Annotated in this window: 18 protein-coding genes; 3 read left to right on the top strand and 15 right to left on the bottom strand. The window is 63.6% G+C overall.

Features of this window, described 5'->3' with window-relative positions:
• From shc to A3AC_RS0124185, 6 genes are all read right to left on the bottom strand, one after another.
• Complete coding sequence (gene shc, locus A3AC_RS0124210) at positions 1–2,052, bottom strand: squalene--hopene cyclase (protein ID WP_025602048.1); 2,052 nt, start codon at positions 2,050–2,052, stop codon at positions 1–3.
• Positions 2,052–3,341, bottom strand: a complete 1,290-nt coding sequence (gene hpnE / locus A3AC_RS0124205; RefSeq protein ID WP_025602047.1) for a hydroxysqualene dehydroxylase HpnE — start codon at positions 3,339–3,341, stop codon at positions 2,052–2,054. Before hpnE ends, shc begins: the two co-directional genes overlap by 1 nt.
• Positions 3,342–3,345: 4 nt before the next feature.
• Positions 3,346–4,194 (bottom strand): presqualene diphosphate synthase HpnD, encoded by an 849-nt coding sequence (gene hpnD, locus A3AC_RS0124200; RefSeq protein WP_025602046.1) that lies wholly within the window; start codon positions 4,192–4,194, stop codon positions 3,346–3,348.
• Positions 4,195–4,404: 210 nt separating this feature from the next.
• Positions 4,405–5,343, bottom strand: coding sequence for a sensor domain-containing diguanylate cyclase (locus A3AC_RS0124195; protein WP_025602045.1), 939 nt, complete (start codon positions 5,341–5,343; stop codon positions 4,405–4,407).
• Entirely contained in the window at positions 5,340–5,963 is a 624-nt protein-coding gene (locus A3AC_RS0124190) for a chemotaxis protein CheC (protein WP_025602044.1), read from the bottom strand. Before A3AC_RS0124190 ends, A3AC_RS0124195 begins: the two co-directional genes overlap by 4 nt.
• Positions 5,956–6,324 (bottom strand): response regulator, encoded by a 369-nt coding sequence (locus A3AC_RS0124185; RefSeq protein WP_025602043.1) that lies wholly within the window; start codon positions 6,322–6,324, stop codon positions 5,956–5,958. Before A3AC_RS0124185 ends, A3AC_RS0124190 begins: the two co-directional genes overlap by 8 nt.
• A 681-nt stretch (positions 6,325–7,005) precedes the next feature.
• Between A3AC_RS0124185 and A3AC_RS0124180 the strand changes: the two genes are divergently transcribed.
• Both A3AC_RS0124180 and A3AC_RS0124175 read left to right on the top strand, forming a co-directional pair.
• On the top strand, positions 7,006–9,288 hold the full coding sequence (locus A3AC_RS0124180) for a hybrid sensor histidine kinase/response regulator (protein WP_025602042.1): 2,283 nt from the start codon (positions 7,006–7,008) through the stop codon (positions 9,286–9,288).
• Between the two features lie 218 nt (positions 9,289–9,506).
• On the top strand, positions 9,507–10,634 hold the full coding sequence (locus A3AC_RS0124175; protein WP_025602041.1) for a hypothetical protein: 1,128 nt from the start codon (positions 9,507–9,509) through the stop codon (positions 10,632–10,634).
• Positions 10,635–10,756: 122 nt separating this feature from the next.
• Here the strand turns inward: A3AC_RS0124175 and A3AC_RS0124170 are convergent, their stop codons facing one another.
• From A3AC_RS0124170 to A3AC_RS0124140, 7 genes are all read right to left on the bottom strand, one after another.
• Positions 10,757–11,314 carry an NADPH-dependent FMN reductase gene (locus A3AC_RS0124170; RefSeq protein ID WP_025602040.1) on the bottom strand — a complete coding sequence of 186 codons (558 nt, stop codon included), beginning with the start codon at positions 11,312–11,314 and terminating at the stop codon, positions 10,757–10,759.
• 521 nt (positions 11,315–11,835) lie between these two features.
• Positions 11,836–11,967 (bottom strand): hypothetical protein, encoded by a 132-nt coding sequence (locus A3AC_RS31190; RefSeq protein WP_269664831.1) that lies wholly within the window; start codon positions 11,965–11,967, stop codon positions 11,836–11,838.
• Positions 11,968–12,978: 1,011 nt separating this feature from the next.
• A complete protein-coding gene (rpoD, locus tag A3AC_RS0124160; protein ID WP_084515569.1) occupies positions 12,979–15,390 on the bottom strand; it encodes an RNA polymerase sigma factor RpoD in 2,412 nt (803 codons plus the stop codon).
• Between the two features lie 92 nt (positions 15,391–15,482).
• Positions 15,483–17,357, bottom strand: a complete 1,875-nt coding sequence (dnaG, locus tag A3AC_RS0124155) for a DNA primase (RefSeq protein WP_025602038.1) — start codon at positions 17,355–17,357, stop codon at positions 15,483–15,485.
• Between the two features lie 120 nt (positions 17,358–17,477).
• Positions 17,478–17,924: a GatB/YqeY domain-containing protein gene (locus A3AC_RS0124150; RefSeq protein WP_025602037.1), complete on the bottom strand. Its 447-nt coding sequence runs from the start codon at positions 17,922–17,924 to the stop codon at positions 17,478–17,480.
• Positions 17,925–18,164: 240 nt separating this feature from the next.
• The gene (gene rpsU, locus A3AC_RS0124145; RefSeq protein WP_013342001.1) at positions 18,165–18,377 is read right to left on the bottom strand and encodes a 30S ribosomal protein S21; all 213 of its coding nucleotides are present in this window, start codon (positions 18,375–18,377) and stop codon (positions 18,165–18,167) included.
• Positions 18,378–18,445: 68 nt separating this feature from the next.
• A complete protein-coding gene (locus tag A3AC_RS0124140) occupies positions 18,446–19,663 on the bottom strand; it encodes an NAD(P)/FAD-dependent oxidoreductase (protein WP_025602036.1) in 1,218 nt (405 codons plus the stop codon).
• A 110-nt stretch (positions 19,664–19,773) separates the two neighbouring features.
• On the opposite strand from A3AC_RS0124140, the gene tsaD reads away from it, so the two are divergent.
• Positions 19,774–20,802: a tRNA (adenosine(37)-N6)-threonylcarbamoyltransferase complex transferase subunit TsaD gene (gene tsaD / locus A3AC_RS0124135; RefSeq protein WP_025602035.1), complete on the top strand. Its 1,029-nt coding sequence runs from the start codon at positions 19,774–19,776 to the stop codon at positions 20,800–20,802.
• A gap of 108 nt (positions 20,803–20,910) precedes the next feature.
• On the opposite strand, the gene folE2 is transcribed toward tsaD, so the two are convergent.
• Both folE2 and dxs read right to left on the bottom strand, forming a co-directional pair.
• Positions 20,911–21,717: a GTP cyclohydrolase FolE2 gene (gene folE2, locus A3AC_RS0124130; protein WP_025602034.1), complete on the bottom strand. Its 807-nt coding sequence runs from the start codon at positions 21,715–21,717 to the stop codon at positions 20,911–20,913.
• 361 nt (positions 21,718–22,078) lie between these two features.
• Complete coding sequence (gene dxs, locus A3AC_RS0124125) at positions 22,079–23,986, bottom strand: 1-deoxy-D-xylulose-5-phosphate synthase (RefSeq protein WP_025602033.1); 1,908 nt, start codon at positions 23,984–23,986, stop codon at positions 22,079–22,081.
• Positions 23,987–24,044: the final 58 nt, after the last annotated feature.

The raw sequence follows: 24,044 nt of genomic DNA, 5'->3' as shown, positions 1-24,044 counted from the left end.
TTACATCCCTACCGGGACGCGCGTCAGCCCGTTCCGCTTCAAATGACGGAAACGCGCCAGCGCCCACAGCGGGAAAAACTTGCGATAGCCGTGGTAACGCAGATAGAACACGCGCGGGAAACCCGTGGCCGTAAAGCGCGTTTCGTCCCACAGACCGTGCTCGCGCTGTTCGCGCTGCAAATAGTCGATGCCGCGCGCGACCGCGTCGTTATCCACCTCGCCCGCCGCCATCAGGCCCATCAGCGCCCATGCGGTTTGCGACGCCGTACTCGGGGCGCGCTCGTAGCCGCGATAGTCCAGCTTGTAGCTCTCGCCGCCCTCGCCCCAGCCGCCGTCTTCGTTCTGGATCGACAGAAGCCATTGGGCGGCGCGCCGGATGCGCGGGTCGTCGTGCGGCATGCCGGCCGCGTTCAGCGAACAGAGCGCGGTCCACGTGCCGTAGATGTAGTTCAGGCCCCACCGGCCGTACCAGCTGCCGTCCGGTTCCTGCTCCTTCAGCATGTAGTCGAGCGCGCGTTGCGCCGGTTCGCTGTTCTGCGGCAGTTCACCGAGTTGCGCGAGCATGGACAGGCAACGGCCCGACACGTCCGCGGTCGGCGGATCGAGCAGCGCGCCGTGATCCGAGAACGGAATGTTGTTCAGGTAGTACTGCGTGTTCTCGGGCTCGAACGCGCCCCAGCCGCCGTCGCTGCTCTGCATGCCGACGACCCATTCGCGCGCCCGCGCAATCGCGTCGCGGTCCAGGCCCGAATGCGTGAGGCCTTCCGAACGATGCATGGCCATCGCGACCACCGCCGTATCGTCGACGTCGGGGTAATACGCGTTGTTGTACTGGAAGGCCCAGCCGCCAGGGCGCACGTTGGGCCGGCGCGAAATCCAGTCGCCGCGCACGTCGAGAATCTGCAGCGGACGCAGCCACGCAAGGCCGCGTTCCGCCGCCTGCTCGGCGCGCGCCTCGCCCGTTTCGAGCAGTGCGTGCGCGGCAAGCGACGTGTCCCACACCGGCGACAGACACGGCTGGCAATAGGCTTCGTCGTCCTTGATGACGAGCAGCTTTTCGATCGAGCGGCGCGCAATCGCCCGGTTCGGATGATCGGCCGGATAGCCGAGCACGTCGTACATCATCACCGAGTTGGCCATGGCCGGGAAAATCGCGCCGAGGCCGTCTTCGCCGTTCAGCCGCTGATCGACGAAGGCTACCGCTTCGCGCACCGCGCGCTCGCGCGTGGTTTTCGGAAAGAGTCCGTCCACTGCGCGCAGCACCGTGTCCACGACGCGGAAAAAGCGGAACCAGCCGACGTGCTGATGCGGCGCGCGCGCCGGCATGCCCGTGTTCACCGGCGCGCCGCGGAACAGTTCGTCGATGCGCACGCGGCGCGGATTGCGCGCCAGAGGACGCTTTGCATTGAGCACCAGCAGCGGCACGATCACCGTTCGCGCCCAGTACGACACCTTCGACAGATGGAACGGAAACCACATCGGCAGCAACATGATCTCGACCGGCATCATCGGCACCGCGCGCCACGACACCACGCCGAAGAGCGCCAGCAGAATGCGCGTGAACACGTTCACGGCTTCGGCGCCGCCGTGCGCAAGAATCGCCTCGCGCGCGCGGACCATGTGCTCGGCATCCACGGCGTCGCCAATCATCTTGAGCGCGAAGTACGCCTTCACGCTTGCGCTGATGTCCAGCGCGCCGTCGGTGAAAAGCGGCCAGCCGCCGTCCGGCAACTGGATGCGGCGCAAGTAGCGCGCAATCTTCTGCTCCAGTTCGAGGTTCGGCGTCTCGCCGAGGTAGTGGACCAGCAGCACATACTCGGCGGGAATCGTTGCGTCCGCTTCGAGTTCGTAGACCCAGTGACCGTCCGCATTCTGCGCGGCGAGAATCGCGTCGGTCGCGCGCGTGATGGCTGCGTCGAGCGCGGGAGAAAACGCGTCCGGGGACACGGTGGTCGCGGTTGCGGCGTTCGCCGCAACCGGCGCGCTCTCGGTTTCGCCGGTGGTTTCAGGCATGGCGGCGGCCAGCACATGAGCTTGAGATAGGTCGTTCATCAGCGTTCCATCGGTTGATTCAGCAGCGTGTCCGCGGCCTTCTGGCCGGAGCGGATCGCGCCTTCAATCGTCGCGGGCAGGCCGGTAGCCGTCCAGTCGCCCGCAAGCATCAGATTGTTCCAGCGAGTGCGCGTGCCCGGACGCAGCGTTTCCTGGTCCGGCAGCGCGGCGAAGGTCGCGTTTCTGTCGACGACGACCTGATACATCGGCATCGGCGCGGCGGGCAGATTGGCGGCCAGAGCGACCTCGGCCCAAACGCGTGCCGCGAGCTCGTCGGCCGGCGTGTCGATCAGATCCTGAGCGCCATAGACCGTCGCAGCGAGGCGCCCATCGAATGCGAACAGCCATTGCGCCGTGCCATTGACGAGGCCGGTGACGGGCGCGAGGCCGAACGGCGGCTCGACCGCGAAATGCACACTGACCGTCGCGGTAAAGCGGGTCGGCGCACGCACACCGGGAACAAGCGTCTGTGCAACGTCCGGCGCAACGGCGAGGACCACGGCATGGTTCCTGTCGAGCGCAATGCTTCGTCCCGCGAAATCAAGCGCCTCGACGCGGCCGGAAATTGCGTTTGTGTTAGCTTGCGCCCCTGCGCCAAACACCAGCTTTTCGAGCCGCGAACCGAGTTCGATAGTCGCCCCGCCATGTTGCAGCAGCCGCAACGCCGGGTCGACGAACGCGCTGCTGAGGCCGTGCCGCGCGACCAGCGTTCGGGTCGCCAGCCCCCCGGAAAACAGCGTCTCGCGCACCGTCGCCGCAGCCAATTCCGCCGACGCCTCGCGCGGCTCCACGTTGAGCATGGCACGAAACAGCGGCGCGAGCAGGCGGTCCCACAGCGGCCCGTTGCTACGCATGGTCTGCGCGACACTGCGGCCAGGCTTAGCGAAAAGCAGCGGCACCACGTTCAGATAATCGCCCGGACCGGTATTCGGCACACGCATGTCCGGATCGAAGATCCACCACGGCAGGCGCCCAGGCGACATGCGCACGGTCCAGCGCGCGCGCGTGGCGAGATCGACGAACGGGAATTCCGGTAGCGCCGGTCCCGTCAGTTCGTCGGCCGAGCCGATCGCCCGCAGGTAGTTCAGCGTGGCGGCATTGCCCGACATGATCAGGTGATTGCCGCTGTCGATCGTCGCGCCGAGCTTCTCGTCGTAATACGACCGGCAACGGCCGCCGGCCTGCGCGGCCGCCTCATGCAACACGACCTGAGCGCCGCGACGCTGCAACTGCACGGCGGCGGCGAGGCCGGCGAGGCCCGCGCCGACCACATGTACGAGCCTCGCCATCGGCTCAGAAAAGCGCGTAGCGCGCGACGATCCAGAGCAAGCGCAGCTTCGGCTTGCTGACCTTCGGGCGCGGAATGTCGAAGCCGCGCTCGAGCGTGCGCTCGAGCAGCACGCGATAGACGCCCGACATGATGCGCGGCGCGCGCACCTGGCTACGCGGCTCGCGGTCCATGATCGCGTCGGACGCGGCGAACTGTTCCTGCGCGCGCGCGGCGAGCGTCGCGCACACGCGCGGCAGCGAGGGGTCGTCGGCGATCTGCGCGGGGTTTGTGATCGCGATGCCTTCGCGCGCGAGCAGCTCGCGGGGCAGATAGCAACGGTTGATACCGGCGTCTTCGTCGATGTCGCGAAGAATGTTCGTGAGCTGCAGCGCGCGCCCCAGATGGTGCGCCAGCAAACGGCCGGGCTCGTCCTGCATGCCGAATATTCTCACCGACAAGCGGCCCGCCGCGCTCGCGACGCGATCGCAATACAGGTCGAGCGTGGCTTCGTCGGGCGCGCAGATGTCGGCGGCGGCGTCCATGGCCATGCCGTCGATCATCGCGTGAAAATCTTCGCGCCGCAGATGGAACGTGTGAATGTGCCGCGTCAGCGCGCGCAACGACGCGCGCGGCGCGCCGGCATAGCATGCGTCGATGTCGGCGCGCCAGCGCTCGAGCGCGGCGGCACGGTCGGCGCGCGGCATGTCGCTGTCGGCAATGTCGTCGACAGCGCGGCAGAAAGCGTAGACCTGATACATCGCGTCGCGCTGCGCGGCCGGCAGGATGCGCATTGCGAGATAAAACGAGCTGCCGGACGTGGCGGCAGCGGCGTCGATTTCAGTATCGTCCACGACAGGATTGGAAACAGCCAAGACGATCTCCGCAGGAGGGCGCCCGCTGAAAGGCGTTCAGTAATTGTTATGCCTCGCCGCAGGGCGGGCGGGCGGCCGCGCGCGGACACGCGCGAAACAGACGGCTGGGATGCCGGAAACGGCGAAAAGTATATCAACGTTTGTGAGACGACGCAGTTTCGCCTGCCGAATAGGGCGTGCGCCGCGCCAGATCGCGCCCGGCCGCGATTCTCATGTCAGTGCGACGGAGCGGTTGCGTCCCTGGCGCTTGGCGCTGTAGAGCGCAGCGTCGGCCTCGTTGATCAGCACCTCGTAGCCGGGCAAGCCCGGCCGCGCCGCCGCGCCGCCCACGCTCGCGGTCACCGGCACGCTGGTGCCCTGCACTTCCACCGGTGTATCCGCGATCGTGCAGCGAATTTTTTCGGCGACGCGCATCGCGTCCTCGAGCGGCGTACACGGCAGCAGCAACGCGAACTCCTCGCCGCCGAAACGCCCGAACGTGTCCTGCGCCCGCACGACCCCGGCGACGCGCTGCGCCATCACGCGCAGCACCGTGTCGCCGACGCCGTGGCCAAACTGGTCGTTGATCTTCTTGAAGTGGTCGAGATCGAAGAGCAGCACCGACATATCGCCGCCATAGCGTTGCCAGCGCGTGTATTCGTCTTGCAGACGCGCCTCGAAATAGCGGCGGTTGGCAATGCCCGTCAGTCCGTCGCGGTCCGCGTACTCCTGCAGCTTGGCGACCGCCTCCTCGCGCTCGCGCTGCACGATGCTCACGTGCGTCACATCGGAGATCGTCACGCAAACTGCCACCACTTCGCGCTCGCGCGTGAGCGGCATGAAGGTGCAGTCCTGCTGCATGTAATCGACGCCGCCCGTAATCGGCCGGTCATGATCGAACTTGAACAGATACGGGCGCTGCTCCCACGAACTGAACGCAAAACTGCCGAGCTGAAACACACTTTCGATCTTGCGCGACAACCACACGCGCGGCAGTTCCGGAAAGTGCGTGAACAACGATTTGCCGACCACCTGCTCCGCCGACAACCCGCTGTGGTCCTGCATGAAGCGGTTCCACATCAGCACGTTCATGTCGCGGTCGAGCACGAAGATGCCAAAGCCGACCCGCTCGACCACCAGATCGCTCAACGACTGGGCGGGCGAGCTCATAGGCTGGACAGCAGCGCGTCGAGCGCGTCGTTCATGTGGCGGATGGACTCTTCCGCCATCAGCATGACGAGGTGCGCGCGGAAACTCTGGTCTTCCAGCGTGAAATTGACCTCGACCAGCAACGCCACTTCCCATTGAAGCACGCCGGGCTGAAACACTTCGTCGAGCGTGAGCGAGTCGCCGAGCAGGCCGGGAGCGGAGAACACCGGCGTGCGGCCAAGCTGGTCCAGGATGCATGACACGCACGCGCCGGTGAGCACGTTCGCGACATCGAACATCAGTTCTTTCTGACTCACCGACTCATATGTCGAGCGCGAGTATGGGTCGCTCACGAGCGCGCACAGGTCGTCGACGCTGTCGCTGCGGCAGATCACGAGCGCCTCGCCCTTGATGTCCGAGCGAAAGCCCTGGCGCACCGCGCTGACCGGGTCTTCGATACCGGTCATTTCCCTGAGCGCCTGCGCCGCCTCGCTGACCGCCACCACCCTCACGCGCGGCACCGACAACTCGATGAACGAATCGAGCAGCCGCGCGAGACGCGTCGCGGCTTGACCCATCGCCAGGTTGGCGACCTCTTGCAGCGCGTCGCGCTGATCTTCGTTGAGGACTGGCTCAGACATACAACCCGTACTCCTTGAGGATGGGCAGTACCGCCTCCGGCGTCACGGGCTTGGCGATGAACGCGGCGGCGCCGAGCGCGCGCACGCGCGCCTGCGCCATCGGCTGGATATCGGCTGAGACGACGATGACGAAGGTGTTCAGGTCCTCATGCTGCAATGCCTCCAGCACCTGATAGCCGTTCATGTCCGGCATGGTCAGGTCGAGGAACATCACCGAGGCCTTCCCTTGACGATATAAAGCGAGCGCCTCCCGTCCGTTCGAGGCGTAAGACACGTCGACCTCCCACTCAGGCGGCAATGCCTTGGTGAGCACCTTGCGGGCAAGCAATGAATCATCGGCGATCACAATAGGCAAAGGCATGGCGGTCTGAAGACGGAATAAGCTCGTACGGGTTAACGGCGGATAGCGGAATCTCTTTAGGGTGAAGTCCGACGGCGAGCGTCGCAGTGCGCATGTGCCTGCTGGTAGGCGGCTTGCGGCCAGGCGGGGATAATGCGCGGCGAGGCGCGTTGGGCGAAGCCATTGCTCGCGCAGGAATGCGCGCGCGTGCGGCGGACGACGGTTATGACCGGCATGTGCTGAGCCTACCCCGTATAGGTACGGCGCGGCTCGCTGGAACCTGGCTGATCCCCGTGCCGCGCGCGCGTGGTTTCCGCGAACGCCGGCACTCACGCGCGTACGCATGATCCGGTGCCCTCGCGGCGTGTACGTTCGAACATTGCGGACGCACTTCTTGTCGTGGGATCGATTCTCAAAGCAATACCGCCGAAAAGCAATACGCGGTATTTTTCGCCAGCTAACAATATCTTCCTGCGTTAGCCGATTTTCGAAAACATACGCGCTGCATAATATTGGTTTTTATACCGTTTATACTTTTGTGTACGTTTGCGCTTCCCGGTTTGTCACTGTTTTAAAAGACTGACGAATTGCCCCTTAAAACGGCGAATGCCATCCATTACGGTAACTTCTACCGCCGTTCAGCGACTATGCTTCACGTATCATCTTCGTCTCTTTACGCCTTGAAAGGCCAAGCGTTTAACAATGACACCTGACCGGTTCGATCCGCACCGAGCGAGCCGCCTTTCCGCCGACGGGCAAGGCGAGGCGGTGTTTCCCAGCGTGCCGGAGCAGAACTTCCAGGTGCGGCGCATGACGTTGATCGCCTTGCTGATCGCCGCGGTCGTGCTGCCGTGTCTTTACGTCGCGGCCATGGCGTTCAACGACATGCGCAGCCGCGAAGCCGACGCCACCGACATGACGCTGCGCACCGTGCGCGTCGCCGAGGAACACGCGCTCAAAGTGTTCGACATGAACGAAACGCTCGACACGCGCATCGTCGATCTGACCGAAGGCCTCGACGACAACGGCATACGCGCGCGCGAGGCCGCCATTCACCAGAAAGTGCGCACGATGGGCGGCGGCTATCCGCAGGTCGCCGCCGTGTCCATTTTTGGCCGTGACGGCGCATTGCTCGTGAGCAGCCGGCTTTATCCGGCGACGCCGGTTTCGATCGGCGACCGCGAAGACTTCGTCGGCCTGCGCGAGGGGCGCGACCTCGAACATGTTTCGAAGGTCATGTCGGGGCACGTCGCAGGCGAGCAGGTATTCAACACCAGCGTCGAACGGCGCGCGTCCGACGGCACCTTTGCCGGCGTCGTGTCCGTCGCGCTGCGCCCGAGCTATTTCGACGCGTTCTACCGCGAACTGCTCGGCGGCAACGGCGGCGTACCGATGACCATGAGCCTCGTGCGCGCCGACGGCGCAGTCCTCGCTCACTATCCGCGCCGGCCGGGCGAGCCGACCGCCGTCGCGGCGGACTCGCCGTTCGCCGAGGCCATGAAAGAGGGACGGCGCGCCGGCGTGACGCGCATGCGCTCGAATATCGACGGCGACAATATGATCGTCGCGTTCCGGCACGTCGGCTCGTACCCGGTCTATGTCATGTGCGGCTATCGCGCTTCGGCGATGTGGGCCGCGTGGTACCGGCACCTGGCTGTGCTGTTCCTGTCGATATTCACGCCGTGCGTCGCCTTGTGGTGCGTGATCTGGCTGTCCCTGCGGCGGCTCGGCGCCGAGGAAGAAGCGTGGGAGCGCTGGCAGGCGGAAGCGTCCATGCGCCGTTCCATCGAATCAGCGTACCGGCAATCGCGCAAGATGGAAGCGCTGGGCACGCTGGTGGGCAGCGTCGCCCACGACTTCAACAATTTGCTGATGATTCTGTCGGCGAACGTGCAGATTGCGCGCCGACGCGGCGCAGCGGGACTGGACCGCGAGCTGTCCGCAATGGAACGGGCGCTGAAGAGCGGCCAGTCGCTCACGCGGCAGTTGCTGGGCGTCGCGCGCAAGCAGCCGCTGCGCAATGAAACGGTCTCGCTGGAACGCTGGCTGCCGGCCAGTCGCGATCTGCTGCGCGCGTCGCTCGGGGCCAAGGTTTCGCTGGTCATGGATATCGGCGTCGGCATCTGGCCGATGCGCGTGGACGTCGCCGAGCTGGAACTCGCGCTCATCAACATCGCTGTGAACGCGCGCGACGCCATGCCCAACGGCGGGCGCTTCACCGTGCGCGCGACCAACATCACCTTCCGTCAGGAAGACGGCTTCCCGCTGACCGGCGATTTCGTCCAGCTGTCGCTGGAGGACACCGGCGCCGGCATGGCGCCCGAGGTGCTGGCGCGCGCCTTCGAGCCGCTTTTCACGACCAAGGCAAAGGGCATGGGCACGGGGCTCGGATTGCCGCAGGTATTTGCCTTCTGCGAGCGCTCGGGTGGGCTAGCTGCAATCGACAGCGCGGTCGGCGCGGGCACTTCGGTGCGGCTCTATTTGCCGCGCGCGACTGAAGAACCGGTGGTCGAGGGGCCGGCCGAAACCGGCGGCGAAGACCCTGGCGCATCACACGGACTGCGCGTGCTGCTCGTCGAGGACAACGAGGAAGTGGCCGCGGGCACAGAAGCGCTGCTACAGATGATGGGCCACCACGTCACATGCGTGCTGAATGCGGACATGGCCCTGCGGCTGCTGGACGACGCGCGCACGCAGCAAATGCGCACCGGCGAACCGCTGCCGTTTGACGTCGTGCTGTCGGACATCCATATGCCGGGCGGGTTGAACGGCATCGATCTGGCGGAGGCCATCGGGGCGTCCGGCATCAACCTGCCGGTCATTCTGGTGACCGGCTACGCGGAAGAGCTGGATCGCGCGCGACAGGTCAATGTGCGGGTGCTGTCCAAGCCCTTCGACATCGCGCTGCTGGAAAGCCTTCTGCAGGGAATTCAGCGCGAACTCGCGCAGAGCGGGCTGGATCCGGCGGCGCATCAGCTCCAATAGCGCGGTTTGGCAGCGGCTTTTTGGGTGCCTTTTCTGCCCTTACGCTCGATTGTAAAAATGCGCGGACGGCGACCCGTGGGAAATTGCATTGGAACTTTTCTGCGCAAGCCTATCGCGGCGTGAGCCGCGCGCGCAGCATACCCGGCACGAACGTTGCGGCATCCGTCAGGTAATGGGGACGGCGCGCTGCGCGCTGTCCTGCCAGAAGGGAGACAGCCATGCGACATACCGTGATTGGGTTATTCAACACCTATGCAGATGCCGAAGCCGCTCGCGACACGTTAGTGCAGACCGGTTTCGCCCGCGACACCATCGAATTGCAGGCAAACGCGGAGCCGTCCGTCGGGTCGGCAACCGAAGAAGTGGCCGGTTCCGGCGTGCTCGCGAATATCGAACGTTTCCTTTCGAGCCTGTTCGCGAGCGGCCCGCGCGCACCTGAGACGGCCCGCTATACAGAAGCTGTGCGCCGGGGTGCGGTGCTGGTCGTAATCGACGCCGCCAGCGAATCCCACGCCGAACTCGCTCGCAACACGCTGACGCGGCTCGGCGCGACGGATATCGGCGAGCGCTCGCCGGATTGGGGCACGCAAACGGCCACCGAAAGCGCGCGCGAGCATTCGTTGCTTGATGAACTCGGACTCGGCACCGTCGCGCCGGGCGCGGCGCGCGGCGCCGAGGGCGGATCGACCGGAGCTGCTAGCTGGGACACGAAGACGGCGGCGGCCCCGGGAACTGGAACTGGAACACCAGCGATGCCTGCGGGCGGCGTCACGACCTCTGCCGCGGCGGCTACGCCCGCCTCCAACCCAGCCGCCCGCTCCGCCGCAGCGGCCGATCCACTGTATGCGGCGCCCCCGCGCAGCAGCGACGCCGAACCGTTCGTGCCGCCGCCGCTCAGCGAGCGCCCTGCCACAGATCCGCTCAACGAACCTGTGCGCGATCCTCTAGCCGGGGACGCCGGACGCAGTGCCATTGCCGCCGGTTCGGCGCCGGGCTCCGGCGCAGTCATGCAGCCGTCGGAAGTAGTCTCGAGCGCCGCGCACCCTACTTCGGGTTTGAGCGGTCAGATTCCCAACGAATATCTGGAGTACGAAGAAGACTTCCGCACGCATTACGACGAGCAATATTCGGCCGACGACTCGCGCTACGAGGACTATGTGCCGGCTTACCGCTACGGTGCGGAGATCGGCAAGGACATGCGTTATCGCGATAGAGCGTGGGACGACGTGGAACCGGAAGCGCGGCGTCATTGGGAATCGACTTCGGCGGACAACAGCACGTGGGAGCGCTTCAAGCTCGCCGTGCGCCACGGCTGGGAACGCGTGACGGGACATCATCACGTGTAAAAGGCAGGAACAGCCAGCGGCGGCGCGCCGCGAAGCTTCGGGAGCGCCGCCGCGTTCAACACCGGTTGACCTGTCGCGACCGATGTTGCCGGCCGCCACCGGCTAACGGCTAACCGCGAAGATCAGGCGGAGGTGGTATGCCGCTTCACCCATGCGACATAGCGGTCGACAAATCCCTGCAGGAACTTGCGCGTGCCGTCGTTCAGGATCTCGCCTTTCTCGTTGATGACCGCAGGGTCGTGCTTGATGAACACTTCGGGCTGGCCGAGCGTCGCGACGTCCAGATAGGCCAGCACATTGCGCAAATGCTGCTGCGCGAGCGCCGAACCGGTCGCACCGACTGACGTGCCGATTACCGCGCCCGGCTTATTGCGCCAGGAATTCGCGCCCCACGGGCGCGAACCCCAGTCGAGCGCATTCTTCAGCACGCCGGGAATCGAGCGGTTGTATTCGGGCGTGACGAACAGCAGACCATCGGCGGCTTCCACCCGCTGTTTGAGCTGCCTCGCGGTTTCGGGGAAATCGGCGTCGTACTCCTGGCTGTAAAGAGGCAATGAACCGATATCGATGAACTCGAACGTGAAGTCCGGGGGCGCCAGCGAAACGACGGCTTGGGCCAACTGGCGGTTGAACGACTCGCGGCGCAGGCTGCCGACGACGACTGCGATATGTAGGGCCATGATTCGCTTCCTTGAATTAGGCGCTCTAGGCGCGAAGGGTACGAACTGCCCATCATAAGCAAAAAGCGCGACTCCGGTGCTTGCCAGGACAGCATCCGCCGGAAAAGCCAATCGCGCGGCGGCTCTGGCCTGGACCGGTGGATAAGCCCGCGCATGCAAAAGTTATCCACAGATTTACTGAATAACCTTGTGGATAACTGGTACTTTTGCCTTGTCAATCAAGCCTGCCTCCGGCCTATTGCGGTTGGAGGCAGGGGCCATTTGCATGCGACCGTCAGCCACTGGGGTTTCACGCGAATAAACCGCCTGTGAGGCAGGACGCATCGCGCGAGGTTCCGGCTGGGAAACCGGCGTGCAGGCTCGCGCGTCCGCCTCTCGACCAGCCCGTCCAGTTCAGTTTTGGCCCGCCTCCGGCTCCAGATGTAGCAAGGGCGCCGCTATGGGCGCCCTTCTTTGGCTGACTTGCGTCAGCAACGGCAGGGTAATGCTCGGTGGCCTGCTTCAGCCGTTCGATCGGTAAGTTAGTTGCCGAAAAATACGTTGCAGTACGATGCGGGGCCGTTGCATTGCGAGGGCGCGGCGGCTTGCGCAACGCCCGAAGCGGCGGCGAAGAGGGCGATGGAAGCGATCAGGGTGGACAGAATGCGTTTCATGGTGCTGCTCCTATTGAATGCGGCTGGCGATCACGGTTGATCGATAGCCGAAGAATAGCGATTCAGCGTTCCCATAAAAACTGGCAAGACCGGAAGACTTCTTTTCAGTTTTTGAAATGATCGACCCGCTCGCTCGGACAAGAAAGACCGGCACCGCTGCTGCTATGCCTTCGCCCGATACTTATCGCGCGAAAGCTGCGGCCGTCGCGGGATTTTCAGTTCTCGCAATAATCTATTTCCGTCGGCACAGTGTTACGCGCCGCCCGGAAGCGCAGAAACGACCGGGCGCCTCGCCGAACTCGACCCGGAGAACGGCCACCTGTTCTTCGTGAAGAGAACGTGCCGTCATGAACGGGAGATTGAAGCTGCACCCGGCAGAGCACCGGGTGCGGAGGGTGATAAGTGTCCGGGACGGACAACTTATGCCTGATGGCACAGCCGCTCGGTAAAGAGCAGCTTTGAGATGTTTGGTGGGCCTCCCGTGAGTCGAACACGGCACCAACGGATTATGCTAACCAGCTACGGCTTTCGCCGCCCCTTTCGGGTTTGTGGTCTGGACTGTCTCTTGTCTTTACGACCTGCCCGTTCAGTCTCTACACGTTCTCTCTAAGAGAGCTTCGCTCGGGATTGCCACGCTGACGCTGTTAGCACAGCAGAGGTTTCCCCGAATTTGAGCAGTTCTACCAGGGGGCAGAGCTAACTTACCCCAAGGCAACCCATTCATGACTCACCATGCCGAACCACATGGTTTAGGTGAGTCTTTGCTAAGTCCGCTGCTCTAACCAAGCATGAGCTAGAGGCCCTGAGAACTCGAAATTTTACCGTACCGAAGACGATCAACGAAAGGGCCTTTGCAGCAGGGCCCTGTTTGCTGAGTGGCCGCCATACTACACGAAAAAGGGGCCTCCGCAATCGCTTCGCTTGTGCGAAACGACCGGGAGGCCCCTTTGCATTGCCACTTGCAGACGCTACTTCTTTTACCGCTAGAAATACTGACGAAAACCGTGCCGATCAGTTGCCTTCAAGGAAAGACTTCAGCTTGTCCGACCGGCTCGGGTGACGCAGCTTGCGCAGCGCCTTGGCCTCGATCTGACGGATCCGCTCACGCGTCACGTCGAACTGCTTGCCGACTTCTTCGAGCGTGTGATCGGTGCTCATTTCGATACCGAAACGCATGCGCAACACTTTAGCCTCGCGCGGCGTCAACGAATCGAGCACGTCCTTCACGACGTCGCGCATGCTGGCGTGCAACGCGGCATCGGCAGGCGCGACCGTATTCGTGTCTTCGATGAAGTCGCCCAGATGCGAATCGTCGTCGTCGCCGATCGGCGTTTCCATGGAGATCGGCTCCTTCGCGATCTTCATGATCTTGCGGATCTTGTCTTCCGGCATTTCCATCTTCTCGGCCAGCGTTGCCGGATCCGGCTCGAGGCCGGTTTCCTGCAGAATCTGCCGCGAGATGCGGTTCATCTTGTTGATCGTTTCGATCATATGAACCGGAATACGGATCGTGCGCGCCTGGTCCGCGATCGAACGCGTAATGGCCTGGCGGATCCACCACGTTGCATACGTGGAGAACTTGTAGCCACGACGATATTCGAACTTGTCCACCGCCTTCATCAGGCCGATGTTGCCTTCCTGGATCAGGTCGAGGAACTGCAGACCGCGGTTCGTGTACTTCTTCGCAATCGAGATCACGAGACGCAGGTTCGCCTCGGTCATTTCGCGCTTCGCCTGACGCGCCTTCAGTTCGCCGGCCGCCATCTGACGGTTGGTTTCCTTCAGGTCTTTCAGCGGCAGCACCACGCGCGCCTGCAAATCCAGCAGGCGCTGTTGCTGCTCGCGAATGGCCGGAATGTTCCGCGTGAGGATCGCGCTATACGAATGACCTTCGCTGACAATCTTGTCGGCCCACTCGAGGTCCGTCTCGCTGCCCGGGAAACGCGCGATGAATTCCGCGCGCGGCATGCCGCACTTGTCGACCACCGTATGCAGAATCTGCCGCTCGACCTGACGCACCTCGTCCACTTGCGCACGCAACGTGTCGCACAGACGCTCGACAGTACGCGCGGTGAAGCGAATGGTCATCAGCTCGTTCTGAATGGTTTCCTGCGCCTTCAGGTAGGACTTGGACTTGTAGCCTTCCTTCTCGAACGCGCGGCGCATCTTGTCGAACCACTCGCTGATAAGGGCGAATTTCTCCAGCGACGCACGCTTGAGCGCTTCCATTTGCGCTGCGTTGGCCGTGGCCTGCGCGGTGCCGTCGTCTTCTTCTTCGTCCGCTTCGTCCTCTTCCTCTTCTTCCTCGTCTTCGCTTTCGATCGCTTCCGCTTCCTGCACGGAGAAGCCGTCCGCGTCTTCCGCGTCGGCGTCGATCAGGCCGTCGACCAGTTCGTCGATGCGGATTTCCTCATTCGCGACGCGCTCGGCCATGGCCAGAATGTCGGCAATCGTGGTCGGACACGCGGAGATGGCCATCACCATGTGCTTAAGGCCGTCTTCGATCCGCTTGGCGATTTCGATTTCGCCTTCGCGCGTGAGCAGCTCGACCGTGCCCATTTCACGCATGTACATGCGCACGGGGTCGGTCGTGCGGCCGAATTCGGAGTCGACAGTGGACAGCGCAACTTCAGCTTCCTCTTCCACTTCGTCGTCGGACGAAGCGGCGGGCGCGTTGTCGTTCAGCAGCAGCGTTTCCGCGTCCGGGGCCTGTTCGTAGACCGCCACGCCCATGTCGTTGAACGTGCTGATAATGCCTTCGATCGCCTCGGTCTCGGTGAAGTTGTCCGGCAGGTGATCGTTGATTTCAGCGTACGTGAGGAAGCCGCGCTCCTTGCCGAGCTTGATCAGCGCGCGGAGTTTCGAGCGGCGCTCCTCGAGTTCCTCGACCGTGCCGGGCTGCGACGACGAAAACGCGTCTTTCAGCAGCGCCTTTTCTTTGGCGCGACGGTCGCGAGCCTTGGCCTTTTCCACTTTGCCGGAAGCGGCCACAGGGGTTTCTTCGCTCTGGGTTGCGTCGTCATCGACGGGTACTTCATTCAGCTTTTTCGTCATGGAGTTCGCCGTACCGGCTGTAGTCTCGACTCGCGGCTGGTGGACAACAGCCGGTTGAACCGTGGATACTGGAGTCTCGCGCACTGCCGCATCGTCCTGCGCGACAGCCGCTTCCTTTGCGCTTCTGACACCCGGCCGCCTGTCAGCCGGAGGTGGCACGGCTTGCGCCGACTTCGCCACCGCCTTTGCCACTCCCGTTGACTCCGCTCGCGCGGCCGAAGTGGTCGAGGACTTTTTCCCGGCAACAGGTGTAACGCTGGCAGCAGACGCTTTGCGAGCGGAAGAAACTAACTTGGCCGAAGTGACCTTTTCGGTCTGCTCCCTGGAGCGTGGGCCAGTTTTGCTCTTTCCACCTGTAGTCTTTGCCATCGCATCGCCTTTTCGCCTTTGCTTGGAAAACCCTTTGAAAAACAAACCGCTGGAAACCTTTTATTATACCACCCAGGTTTCTGCGCTCCCGTCTACAAGCCGAGCTGGCGCTTCATGTCAGCCCGCTTCCGATTAAGCTCGGCGAGTTCCGCAAACTCCTCCGGCGTGTGCCGGGATTGCCGCGAAAGCTGCTCGAGACGATCACAATAAGCGTCATAGCGCATCTTCATAATCGCCGCTTTCAGTTCCTCTCCGACGATCCTTTCCTGCTCGCGCCGCTCCTCGATGACGGTCGCATCTTCCGGGTCCTTCAGCAACAAATCCCGGACATTTTCATCATAGTCCAGAATTTTGCGAAAGATTTCCTCGAAAGTTGGGGCGTTTGCCCCGTTTCGCAATAGGTCGGAGAGCAACTGGAACTCCGCCGAATCGCCAAGTGCGCGCGCGTGCGTCGTCACTTCCTCGAACAGTTCGCCGTGCCGCGTCACGCTCAGAAGCGCCTGCTCGGCTTCCTCGTCGAGCACGGCGACGGTGCGCGGGTACATCACAAGATTGCGCAACGTCTTTTCTTCGATGCCTGTCACGCTGCGCCGGTCCTTGCGCGCGGGCGCCGAGCGCGCGGCCGCCGCGATGCGCGAATCGACCTCGCAGAGAGCGGCCACCTCGTCGAACGGCACGTCGAGCCGGTCGGCGAACATATGCATGATCTGCGCGCGCAGCGCATTGGCCGGCAGCGCCTGCAACAGCGGCTTGGCGTCGAAGAGCGCGCGCGCACGGCCCTCGGGCTGGTCCAGTTCCTTGCCGGCGAGCACTTCGTTCAACATGAACTGCGACAGCGGCATGGCGCGTTCGACCTGCTCGGCGAACGCCTCGGTGCCGAATTCGCGCACATAGCTGTCCGGGTCATGCTCCGCGGGCAGGAACAGGAAGCGGATGGTCCGGTTGTCCGCCGCGTGCGGCAAACAAGCGTCCAGCGCGCGGCGCGCGGCGCGCCGGCCAGCCGAGTCGCCGTCGAAACTGAAGATAACCGTGTCGGTCTGGCGCATCAGCTTCTGCACATGAACCGGCGTGCATGCCGTGCCGAGCGTGGCGACCGCGTTCTGAAAGCCCAATTGGGCCAGCGCGACCACGTCCATATAGCCTTCGACGACAAGCACGTAGTGCTGTTCCCGAATCGCGAGGCGCGCCTCGAAGAGTCCGTAGAGCTCGCTGCCTTTGTTAAATAGCGGCGTTTCGGGCGAATTCAAATATTTCGGCTCGCCGCCGTCCAGCACACGGCCGCCGAAGCCGATGACCTGCCCCTTCACGTTGCGTATCGGGAACATGATTCGCTCGCGGAAGCGGTCATAGCGGCGGTTCTGACCCTGCGCGTCCGACTTTTCGCTAACGATCACGAGACCCGATTCGACCAGCGCGTCGTCGCGATAGTTCGGAAAAGCGGCTTCGAGGTTTTGCCAGCCGTCCGGCGCGTAGCCGAGGCCGAAGCGAGCGGCGATCTCGCCCGTCAAGCCGCGCTTCTTCAGGTACTGGATTGCCGCCGGCGCACCGCGCAACTGCTTGCGGTAGTAGTCGCAGGCCGTCTGCATGACGTCGGAAAGCGCCGTGGTGACGGCCTTGGAAGCCGCCGGTGAGTAACCGCCACCTGAACCGCCCGCGCCCCCATAGCCGGGTGAAGGCTCGTTCGGCACAGTCAGGCCGACGGACTGCGCGAGCTCGTTGACGGCCTCCGGGAACGAAGCGCCCACGTGCTCCATCAGGAATCCGATTGCCGTTCCGTGGGCGCCGCAGCCGAAGCAGTGATAGAACTGCTTGGTCGGGCTGACCGTGAACGACGGGCTTTTCTCGTTATGGAACGGACACAGTCCCATGAAGTTCGCGCCGCCCTTCTTCAACTGCACATAGCGGCCCACCACGTCGACAATATCGACGCGGTTGAGCAGGTCCTGCAGGAATGACGGAGGAATCACGGTAAATGACGCTGCCTGAAGGGCTCAACGGGGCTCAGCGGGGCTCGTTGGTGCTCGATGCCGGGCTTATGCCCGCGCGCCGCCGTCTGCGGCGGGCACGCGGACCACACAGCACGCGCGTTACTTTGCCAGCGCGGCTTTGACCTGCGCGGAAACCGCCGTCATGTCGGCACGACCGGCGAGTTTCGGCTTCAGCACGCCCATCACCTTGCCCATGTCCTGCGGACCGGCGGCGCCGGTTTGCGCAACAGCGGCCTGCACTTCAGCGACGATTTCCGCCTCAGACATCTGCTCGGGCATATACGTGGACAGAATGGCCAGCTCGGCCTTTTCCTTGTCGGCGAGATCCGTGCGGCCTGCGCCTTCGAACTGGCTGATCGAGTCCTTGCGCTGCTTGATCATCTTGTCGACGACGGCGGTAACCGCGGCATCGTCGAGGGTCACGCGCTCGTCCACTTCGCGTTGCTTGATCGCGGCGAGCAGCAGCCGGATCGTGCCCAGACGCTCGGTCTCACGTGCCCGCATGGCGGTTTTCATATCGTCGTTGATCCGGTCTTTGAGGCTCATCACTCACCTGAATGCGTTGAAAGTTGAGAACCGGCCGCGTGGACACACGCATGAGCATACGCATGAACACGAACACCCGCTTGGGACGGCTTCCTCAAGCGGGTTGGCGCAATGTGCGTAGTGGATGCGACCCTGCCGGCTGGTCCGAAAAGACCTGTTAGTACGGCGGCACTCGTTGTGTGTGCCGTCACCCGTTGAATGTCGCCGCTCCGTTTGCCCGGAACCGCGGCAACACCAGAATCAGTAGAACTTTTTTGGCAGCATCTGGCTGCGCAGACGCTTGAAATGACGCTTCACCGCAGCCGCCTTCTTGCGCTTGCGCTCTGCCGTAGGCTTTTCGTAAAACTCACGCGCACGAAGTTCCGTCAGCAACCCGTTTTTCTCCATGGTGCGCTTGAAACGGCGCATGGCGACTTCAAACGGCTCGTTGTCTTTTACGCGGATGGTCGTCATTTTTCAATAACGGAACTTTGTAAAGGTTCAGGAGTATAGCAGAGCTTTTGCACAAAGCCACTGGCCCGTCAAGCCCCACGGACATACTCGGCGGCTGCCTGGCCGGCCGCCACGCCCGACGCCCAGGCCCACTGAAAATTGTAGCCGCCAAGCCAGCCGGTCACATCCACCGCCTCGCCGATGAAGTACAGGCCCGGCGCGCGGGCGCTCATCATCGTGGTCGACGAAAGATCGCGCGTGTCCACGCCGCCGCGCGTCACTTCGGCCTTGCGGTAGCCTTCGGTGCCGTTGGGTGTCAGCGTCCAGCGGGACAGCGCTTCGCCGATGCGCCGCAGCGCCTTGTCCGGCAGATCGGCCACGCGGGCTTCGGCAGGAATCTGGTGAGTTTCGAGCCACACGTGGGCAAGCCGCTGCGGCACCCATTCCGACAACAGATTCGCAATTTGCCGACGGGTTCCGCTCTTTGCTTCGAGCAACGCGGCAACGGCGTCCTGGTTCGGCAATAGATCGATGTGGATCGGCTCGCCCGGCTGCCAGTAGCTCGATATTTGCAGCACCCCGGGACCCGAAAGCCCGCGGTGCGTGAGCAGCAGGTCTTCCTCGAATTGCGCGCCGTTCTTCTTGTTGCCGGTCGCGAGCCGCACTTGCAGCGACACCCCCGACAGCGCCGAAAACGGCTCCCAGTCCGCGGCGGCGAACGTCAGCGGGACCAGCGCGGGACGCGTGTCGATCAGCTTGTGGCCAAACTGCTTGGCCAGACGGAAGGCAAAGTCAGTGGCGCCGATTTTTGGAATCGATAGGCCGCCGGTTGCGACGACAAGCGCTCGCGCCACGATCGGCCCGCCGTTCGCGTCGAGTGTGAAGCGGCCTTCGGCGTCCTGCCTCACCTGTTCGACCGACAGCGGCGTGCGCCAGGCGACGCGCCCGGCGTCGCACTCGCTTTTCAGCACGTTGATAACCGCGTCGCTCGACTCGTTGCAAAACAGCTGCCCCTTGTGCTTCTCATGCCAGGTCACGTGATGGCGCTTGAGCAAGGCCATGAAGTCACGCGGCGTGTAGCGGGCGAGCGCGGAGCGGCAAAAATGCGGATTCGCCGACAGATAATTGCCCGGCCCCGCATACAGATTCGTGAAGTTGCAGCGGCCGCCGCCGGAGATGCGGATCTTTTCCGCAAGACGCTGCGAGTGATCGATCAGCACTACGCGCCGGCCCAATTGCCCGGCCACGGCCGCGCACATCATGCCGGCCGCGCCTGCGCCGATCACTGCGATATCGAAGGATTCCATGGGGGCGCATTGTACCTGCGCGTCTGCGGCGCCTTGCCCGCGCTGCTATACTTTCAGGCTTACCTTTTAGCGTTTCGGGCTTGTTTGCAAGCCCGGCAAGCCCACCCCCCATGCTCGTTCTCGGCATCGAAAGCTCCTGCGACGAAACCGGCCTCGCGCTCTACGACACTGAGCGCGGCTTGCTCGCGCACGCGCTGCACTCGCAGATCGCGATGCATCGCGAGTATGGCGGCGTCGTGCCGGAACTGGCATCGCGCGACCACATCCGGCGCGCACTGCCGTTGCTCGAAGAGGTCATGGAGCGTGCGGGCGCGGCACGCAGCGACATCGACGCCATTGCCTACACGCAAGGTCCCGGGCTCGCAGGCGCGCTGCTGGTGGGCGCGAGCATCGCCAATTCGCTCGCCATGGCGTGGGACAAGCCGACCATCGGCATCCATCATCTGGAAGGGCACCTGCTGTCGCCGCTGCTCGTCGACGAGCCGCCGCCGTTTCCCTTTGTCGCGCTGCTGGTGTCTGGCGGCCATACGCAGTTGATGCGCGTGACCGACGTGGGCGTCTACGAAACGCTCGGCGAAACGCTTGACGACGCCGCCGGCGAAGCGTTCGACAAAACCGCCAAGCTGCTTGGCCTCGGCTACCCGGGCGGACCGGAAGTGTCGCGCATGGCCGAGTTCGGCACGCCCGGCGCGGTGGTGCTACCGCGGCCCATGCTGCATTCCGGCGACCTCGATTTCAGTTTCAGCGGACTGAAGACAGCGGTGCTCACGCACGCTAAAAAGCTTGGTGGCGCGAACATCTGCGAGCAGGCGAAAGCGGACCTGGCGCGCGGTTTCGTCGATGCAGCCGTGGAAGTTCTGGCTAGCAAATCGCTTGCCGCGCTCAAGCGCACAAAGCTCAACCGCCTCGTCGTGGCGGGCGGCGTGGGCGCGAACCGGCAGTTGCGCGAGGCGCTTTCCGCGGCGGCTCAAAAGCGAAACTTTTATGTGCATTACCCGGATCTGTCGCTATGCACGGACAACGGCGCGATGATCGCGCTCGCCGGCGCGTTGCGCTTGCAGCGCTGGCCGGAGCAGTCGGGCAAGGATTACGCCTTTACCGTCAAGCCGCGCTGGGATCTGACATCGCTCGCGCGTTGAACGAAGCTCCGGATTTTGCCGCCCAACGCGTCGGGCTCATGGTCGGGCTCATGAAGAAAAGCCGCTCTCAAAGGAGCGGCTTTCTCATTCAGTGCAGTCGTTCTGACCTCACACTGCCCGCTTATCGTGCTCGATCACCGCATACGCGCTGTGATTGTGAATCGACTCGAAGTTTTCCGCCTCGAGCACATAAGCGACGATCCGTTCGTCCGCATTCAGACGCTGCGCGACGTCACGCACCAAGTCCTCGACGAACTTCGGATTTTCGTACGCGCGCTCAGTGACGAACTTCTCGTCGGGCCGCTTCAGCAAGCCCCATAGTTCGCACGACGCTTCTTCCTCGGCAATGCGGATCAGGTCTTCCACGGCAAGTTCACCCGCCAGCTCCGCATTGATCGTGACGTGTGAACGCTGGTTGTGCGCGCCATATTGCGAAATTTTCTTCGAACACGGACAGAGGCTCGTAACCGGCACCAGCACTTTGAGGAACAGGCGCGTCGCACCGTTGCGCATGTCGCCAATCAGCGTGACTTCGTAGTCGAGCAGACTTTGCACGCCCGACACCGGCGCCGTCTTGTTCACGAAGTAAGGAAACGACACTTCGATGCGGCCCGCCTCGGCCTCGAGTTTTTCGAGCATGGCGGCGAGCATCGCTCGGAACGTCGCCGGTTCCAGCGGCGCGTTGTGCTCCTCAAGGAGGGCGACGAAGCGCGACATGTGCGTGCCCTTCTGGTCGGCGGGCAGGTGGACGTCCAGATTCCAGGTGCCGACCGTCGGCTGCACCTCACCGCTTGCTGTGCGCACCGTGAGCGGATGGCGCACCGCCTTGACGCCAACCCGCTGAATTGGAATCTGGCGGGTATCGGGCGTGCTTTGCACGTCAGGCATCACAAAGGCGGGATTCATCTGATTCATGTTGTTGTCCTTTCAGGAAGACGCTGACCCGCTCCCATGTTCCGCTTCGCAGGAAGTTCTCACTGCGGGAAAAAACTTGACCCGATCGACGATCGCACCTTTGGGCGTTCGCAAAGCGACAGGTTCGGGGTCCTGAGCGGCCGCGCGCAGCACAAACCGCAACGGCAAACGCCGGCCCCTGCCGGCGTTCGATAATGAGCATCAGCGCATCGACTGGAGTTGGGGATTTCCCTTGGCCGCCGGCGCGTTGATAGCCAGACCCGGCGCGCTGCAAATCGATGAGCTAACCGGGTTGTCAAACTGACCTGGCCAACCGCCGCAGTCAGACAACCCAGTTAGACGCCACAATCAAGCGCCCTGCTCAAGCGACCCGCTTGACCGACGACTGGGCGCCGAGCGCGCCGCTCGACACAAAGCGCTCGCTAATCGACTTGGCGATGCCCGCGGCGTCCAGCCCGCATGCGGCGAGCAGCTTGGCCGGATCTCCGTGATCGATGAAGCGGTCAGGAAGGCCCAATTGTAGTATGGGCCGCATAACCCCACTCTCGAGCAGGGCTTCGACGCATGCGGAGCCTGCGCCGCCCATCACGCAGCCTTCTTCGACGGTGACTATGGCGTCGTGCGTTTCCGCCAGCCGACGCACGAGGTCGGCGTCGAGCGGCTTCACGAAACGCATGTTGGCCACCGTCGCATCGAGCTGCTCGGCAGCCGCGAGGGACGGCGCGACCATCGTGCCGAACGCGAGGATCGCAATGCGTTTGCCCGCCGGTTGCGAGGTTTCGCGACGCACTTCGCCCTTGCCGACCGGCAGCGCGGCCATCTGCTTGACCGTTGCCACGCCGGCGCCGGCGCCGCGCGGATAGCGAACCGCCGTCGGACACGACTGCTGCAACGCCGTGTACAACATTTGCCGGCATTCGTTTTCGTCCGACGCGACCATCACCATCATGTTCGGGATGCAGCGCATGAACGCGAGATCGTAAGCGCCCGCGTGCGTCGCACCGTCCGCGCCGACGAGACCCGCGCGGTCGATGGCGAACACCACCGGCAGATTCTGCAGCGCGACGTCGTGAATCAGCTGGTCGTAGGCGCGTTGGAGGAACGTCGAGTAGATCGCGACGACCGGCTTCATGCCCTCGGCGGCGAGGCCGCCGGCGAACGTGACCGCGTGCTGCTCGGCAATGCCGACGTCGAAGTAGCGGTCCGGAAAGCGCTTCTCGAACTCCACCATGCCCGAGCCTTCACGCATGGCCGGCGTGATGCCGATCACGCGCGGGTCGAGTTCGGCGGCGTCGCACAGCCACTCGCCGAACACTTGCGTGTAGGTTTTCTTCGACGGCGAGACCGCCGGCTTGATGCCTTCGGCCGGATTGAACTTGCCGGGGCCGTGATACAGCACCGGATCGGCCTCGGCGAGCTTGTAGCCCTGGCCCTTCTTCGTCACCACGTGCAGGAATTGCGGACCGCGCAGTTCCTTGATGTTTTGCAGCGTGGGAATCAGCGAATCGAGGTCGTGGCCGTCGATCGGGCCGATGTAGTTGAAGCCGAATTCCTCGAACAGCGTAGCCGGCACGATCATGCCCTTCGCGTGCTCTTCGAGCTTGCGCGCCAGATCGAGCATGGGCGGCGCAACGCGCAGCACGCGCTCCACGCCCGCGCGCGCGGCAGCGTAGAAGCGGCCGGACATCAGACGCGCGAGATGGCGGTTCAGCGCGCCGACCGGCGGCGAAATCGACATGTCGTTGTCGTTCAGGATGACGAGCAGCGGCACGTCGTCTTCGACGCCGGCGTTGTTCATTGCCTCGAAGGCCATGCCCGCCGTCATTGCGCCGTCACCGATCACCGCGATGCCCATGCGGTTGTCGCCCTGCAGCTTGCTTGCGATAGCCATGCCGAGCGCCGCCGAAATCGACGTACTCGAATGCGCGGTGCCGAAGGTGTCGTATTCCGACTCGTCGCGTTTGGGGAAACCCGAGATGCCGCCCAACTGTCGGAGCGTGTGCATCTTGTCGCGGCGACCCGTCAGGATTTTGTGCGGATACGTCTGATGGCCGACGTCCCACACGATGCGGTCGTGCGGCGTGTCGAACACATAATGCAGAGCAATGGTCAACTCGACCGTGCCGAGGTTGGACGAAAGATGGCCGCCCGTCTGCGACACGCTGTCGAGCACAAAGGCGCGCAACTCGTCGGCAAGCGGTTGCAGTTGGCGGCGATCGAGGCGGCGCAGAGCTGCCGGGTCGTCGATGGTTTTCAGCAAGTCGTACATCGTCGTTCCATTGTAGGAAAACTTACGCGCCCGCACTTCATACATGCACCTTGTGGGG

This window comes from Burkholderia sp. WSM2230 (assembly GCF_000472445.1).
GTDB lineage: Bacteria > Pseudomonadota > Gammaproteobacteria > Burkholderiales > Burkholderiaceae > Paraburkholderia.
The sequence above is the reverse complement of the archived record's forward strand: the minus strand, read 5'-3'. Positions and strand labels throughout refer to the sequence as shown.

Excerpts from the sequence above, each read along its gene's own strand:
- A3AC_RS31190 (WP_269664831.1), bottom strand. The coding sequence starts at position 11,967 with ATGAAACGCATTCTGTCCACCCTGATCGCTTCCATCGCCCTCTTCGCC.
- rpsU (WP_013342001.1), bottom strand. The coding sequence starts at position 18,377 with ATGACGACCATCCGCGTAAAAGACAACGAGCCGTTTGAAGTCGCCATG.
- tsaD (WP_025602035.1), top strand. The coding sequence starts at position 19,774 with ATGCTCGTTCTCGGCATCGAAAGCTCCTGCGACGAAACCGGCCTCGCG.
- A3AC_RS0124190 (WP_025602044.1), bottom strand. The coding sequence starts at position 5,963 with ATGTCTGAGCCAGTCCTCAACGAAGATCAGCGCGACGCGCTGCAAGAG.
- folE2 (WP_025602034.1), bottom strand. The coding sequence starts at position 21,717 with ATGAATCAGATGAATCCCGCCTTTGTGATGCCTGACGTGCAAAGCACG.
- A3AC_RS0124180 (WP_025602042.1), top strand. The coding sequence starts at position 7,006 with ATGACACCTGACCGGTTCGATCCGCACCGAGCGAGCCGCCTTTCCGCC.
- A3AC_RS0124150 (WP_025602037.1), bottom strand. The coding sequence starts at position 17,924 with ATGAGCCTCAAAGACCGGATCAACGACGATATGAAAACCGCCATGCGG.
- A3AC_RS0124185 (WP_025602043.1), bottom strand. The coding sequence starts at position 6,324 with ATGCCTTTGCCTATTGTGATCGCCGATGATTCATTGCTTGCCCGCAAG.
- A3AC_RS0124170 (WP_025602040.1), bottom strand. The coding sequence starts at position 11,314 with ATGGCCCTACATATCGCAGTCGTCGTCGGCAGCCTGCGCCGCGAGTCG.
- A3AC_RS0124140 (WP_025602036.1), bottom strand. The coding sequence starts at position 19,663 with ATGGAATCCTTCGATATCGCAGTGATCGGCGCAGGCGCGGCCGGCATG.
- hpnE (WP_025602047.1), bottom strand. The coding sequence starts at position 3,341 with ATGGCGAGGCTCGTACATGTGGTCGGCGCGGGCCTCGCCGGCCTCGCC.
- A3AC_RS0124175 (WP_025602041.1), top strand. The coding sequence starts at position 9,507 with ATGCGACATACCGTGATTGGGTTATTCAACACCTATGCAGATGCCGAA.
- shc (WP_025602048.1), bottom strand. The coding sequence starts at position 2,052 with ATGAACGACCTATCTCAAGCTCATGTGCTGGCCGCCGCCATGCCTGAA.
- A3AC_RS0124195 (WP_025602045.1), bottom strand. The coding sequence starts at position 5,343 with ATGAGCTCGCCCGCCCAGTCGTTGAGCGATCTGGTGGTCGAGCGGGTC.
- dxs (WP_025602033.1), bottom strand. The coding sequence starts at position 23,986 with ATGTACGACTTGCTGAAAACCATCGACGACCCGGCAGCTCTGCGCCGC.
- rpoD (WP_084515569.1), bottom strand. The coding sequence starts at position 15,390 with ATGGCAAAGACTACAGGTGGAAAGAGCAAAACTGGCCCACGCTCCAGG.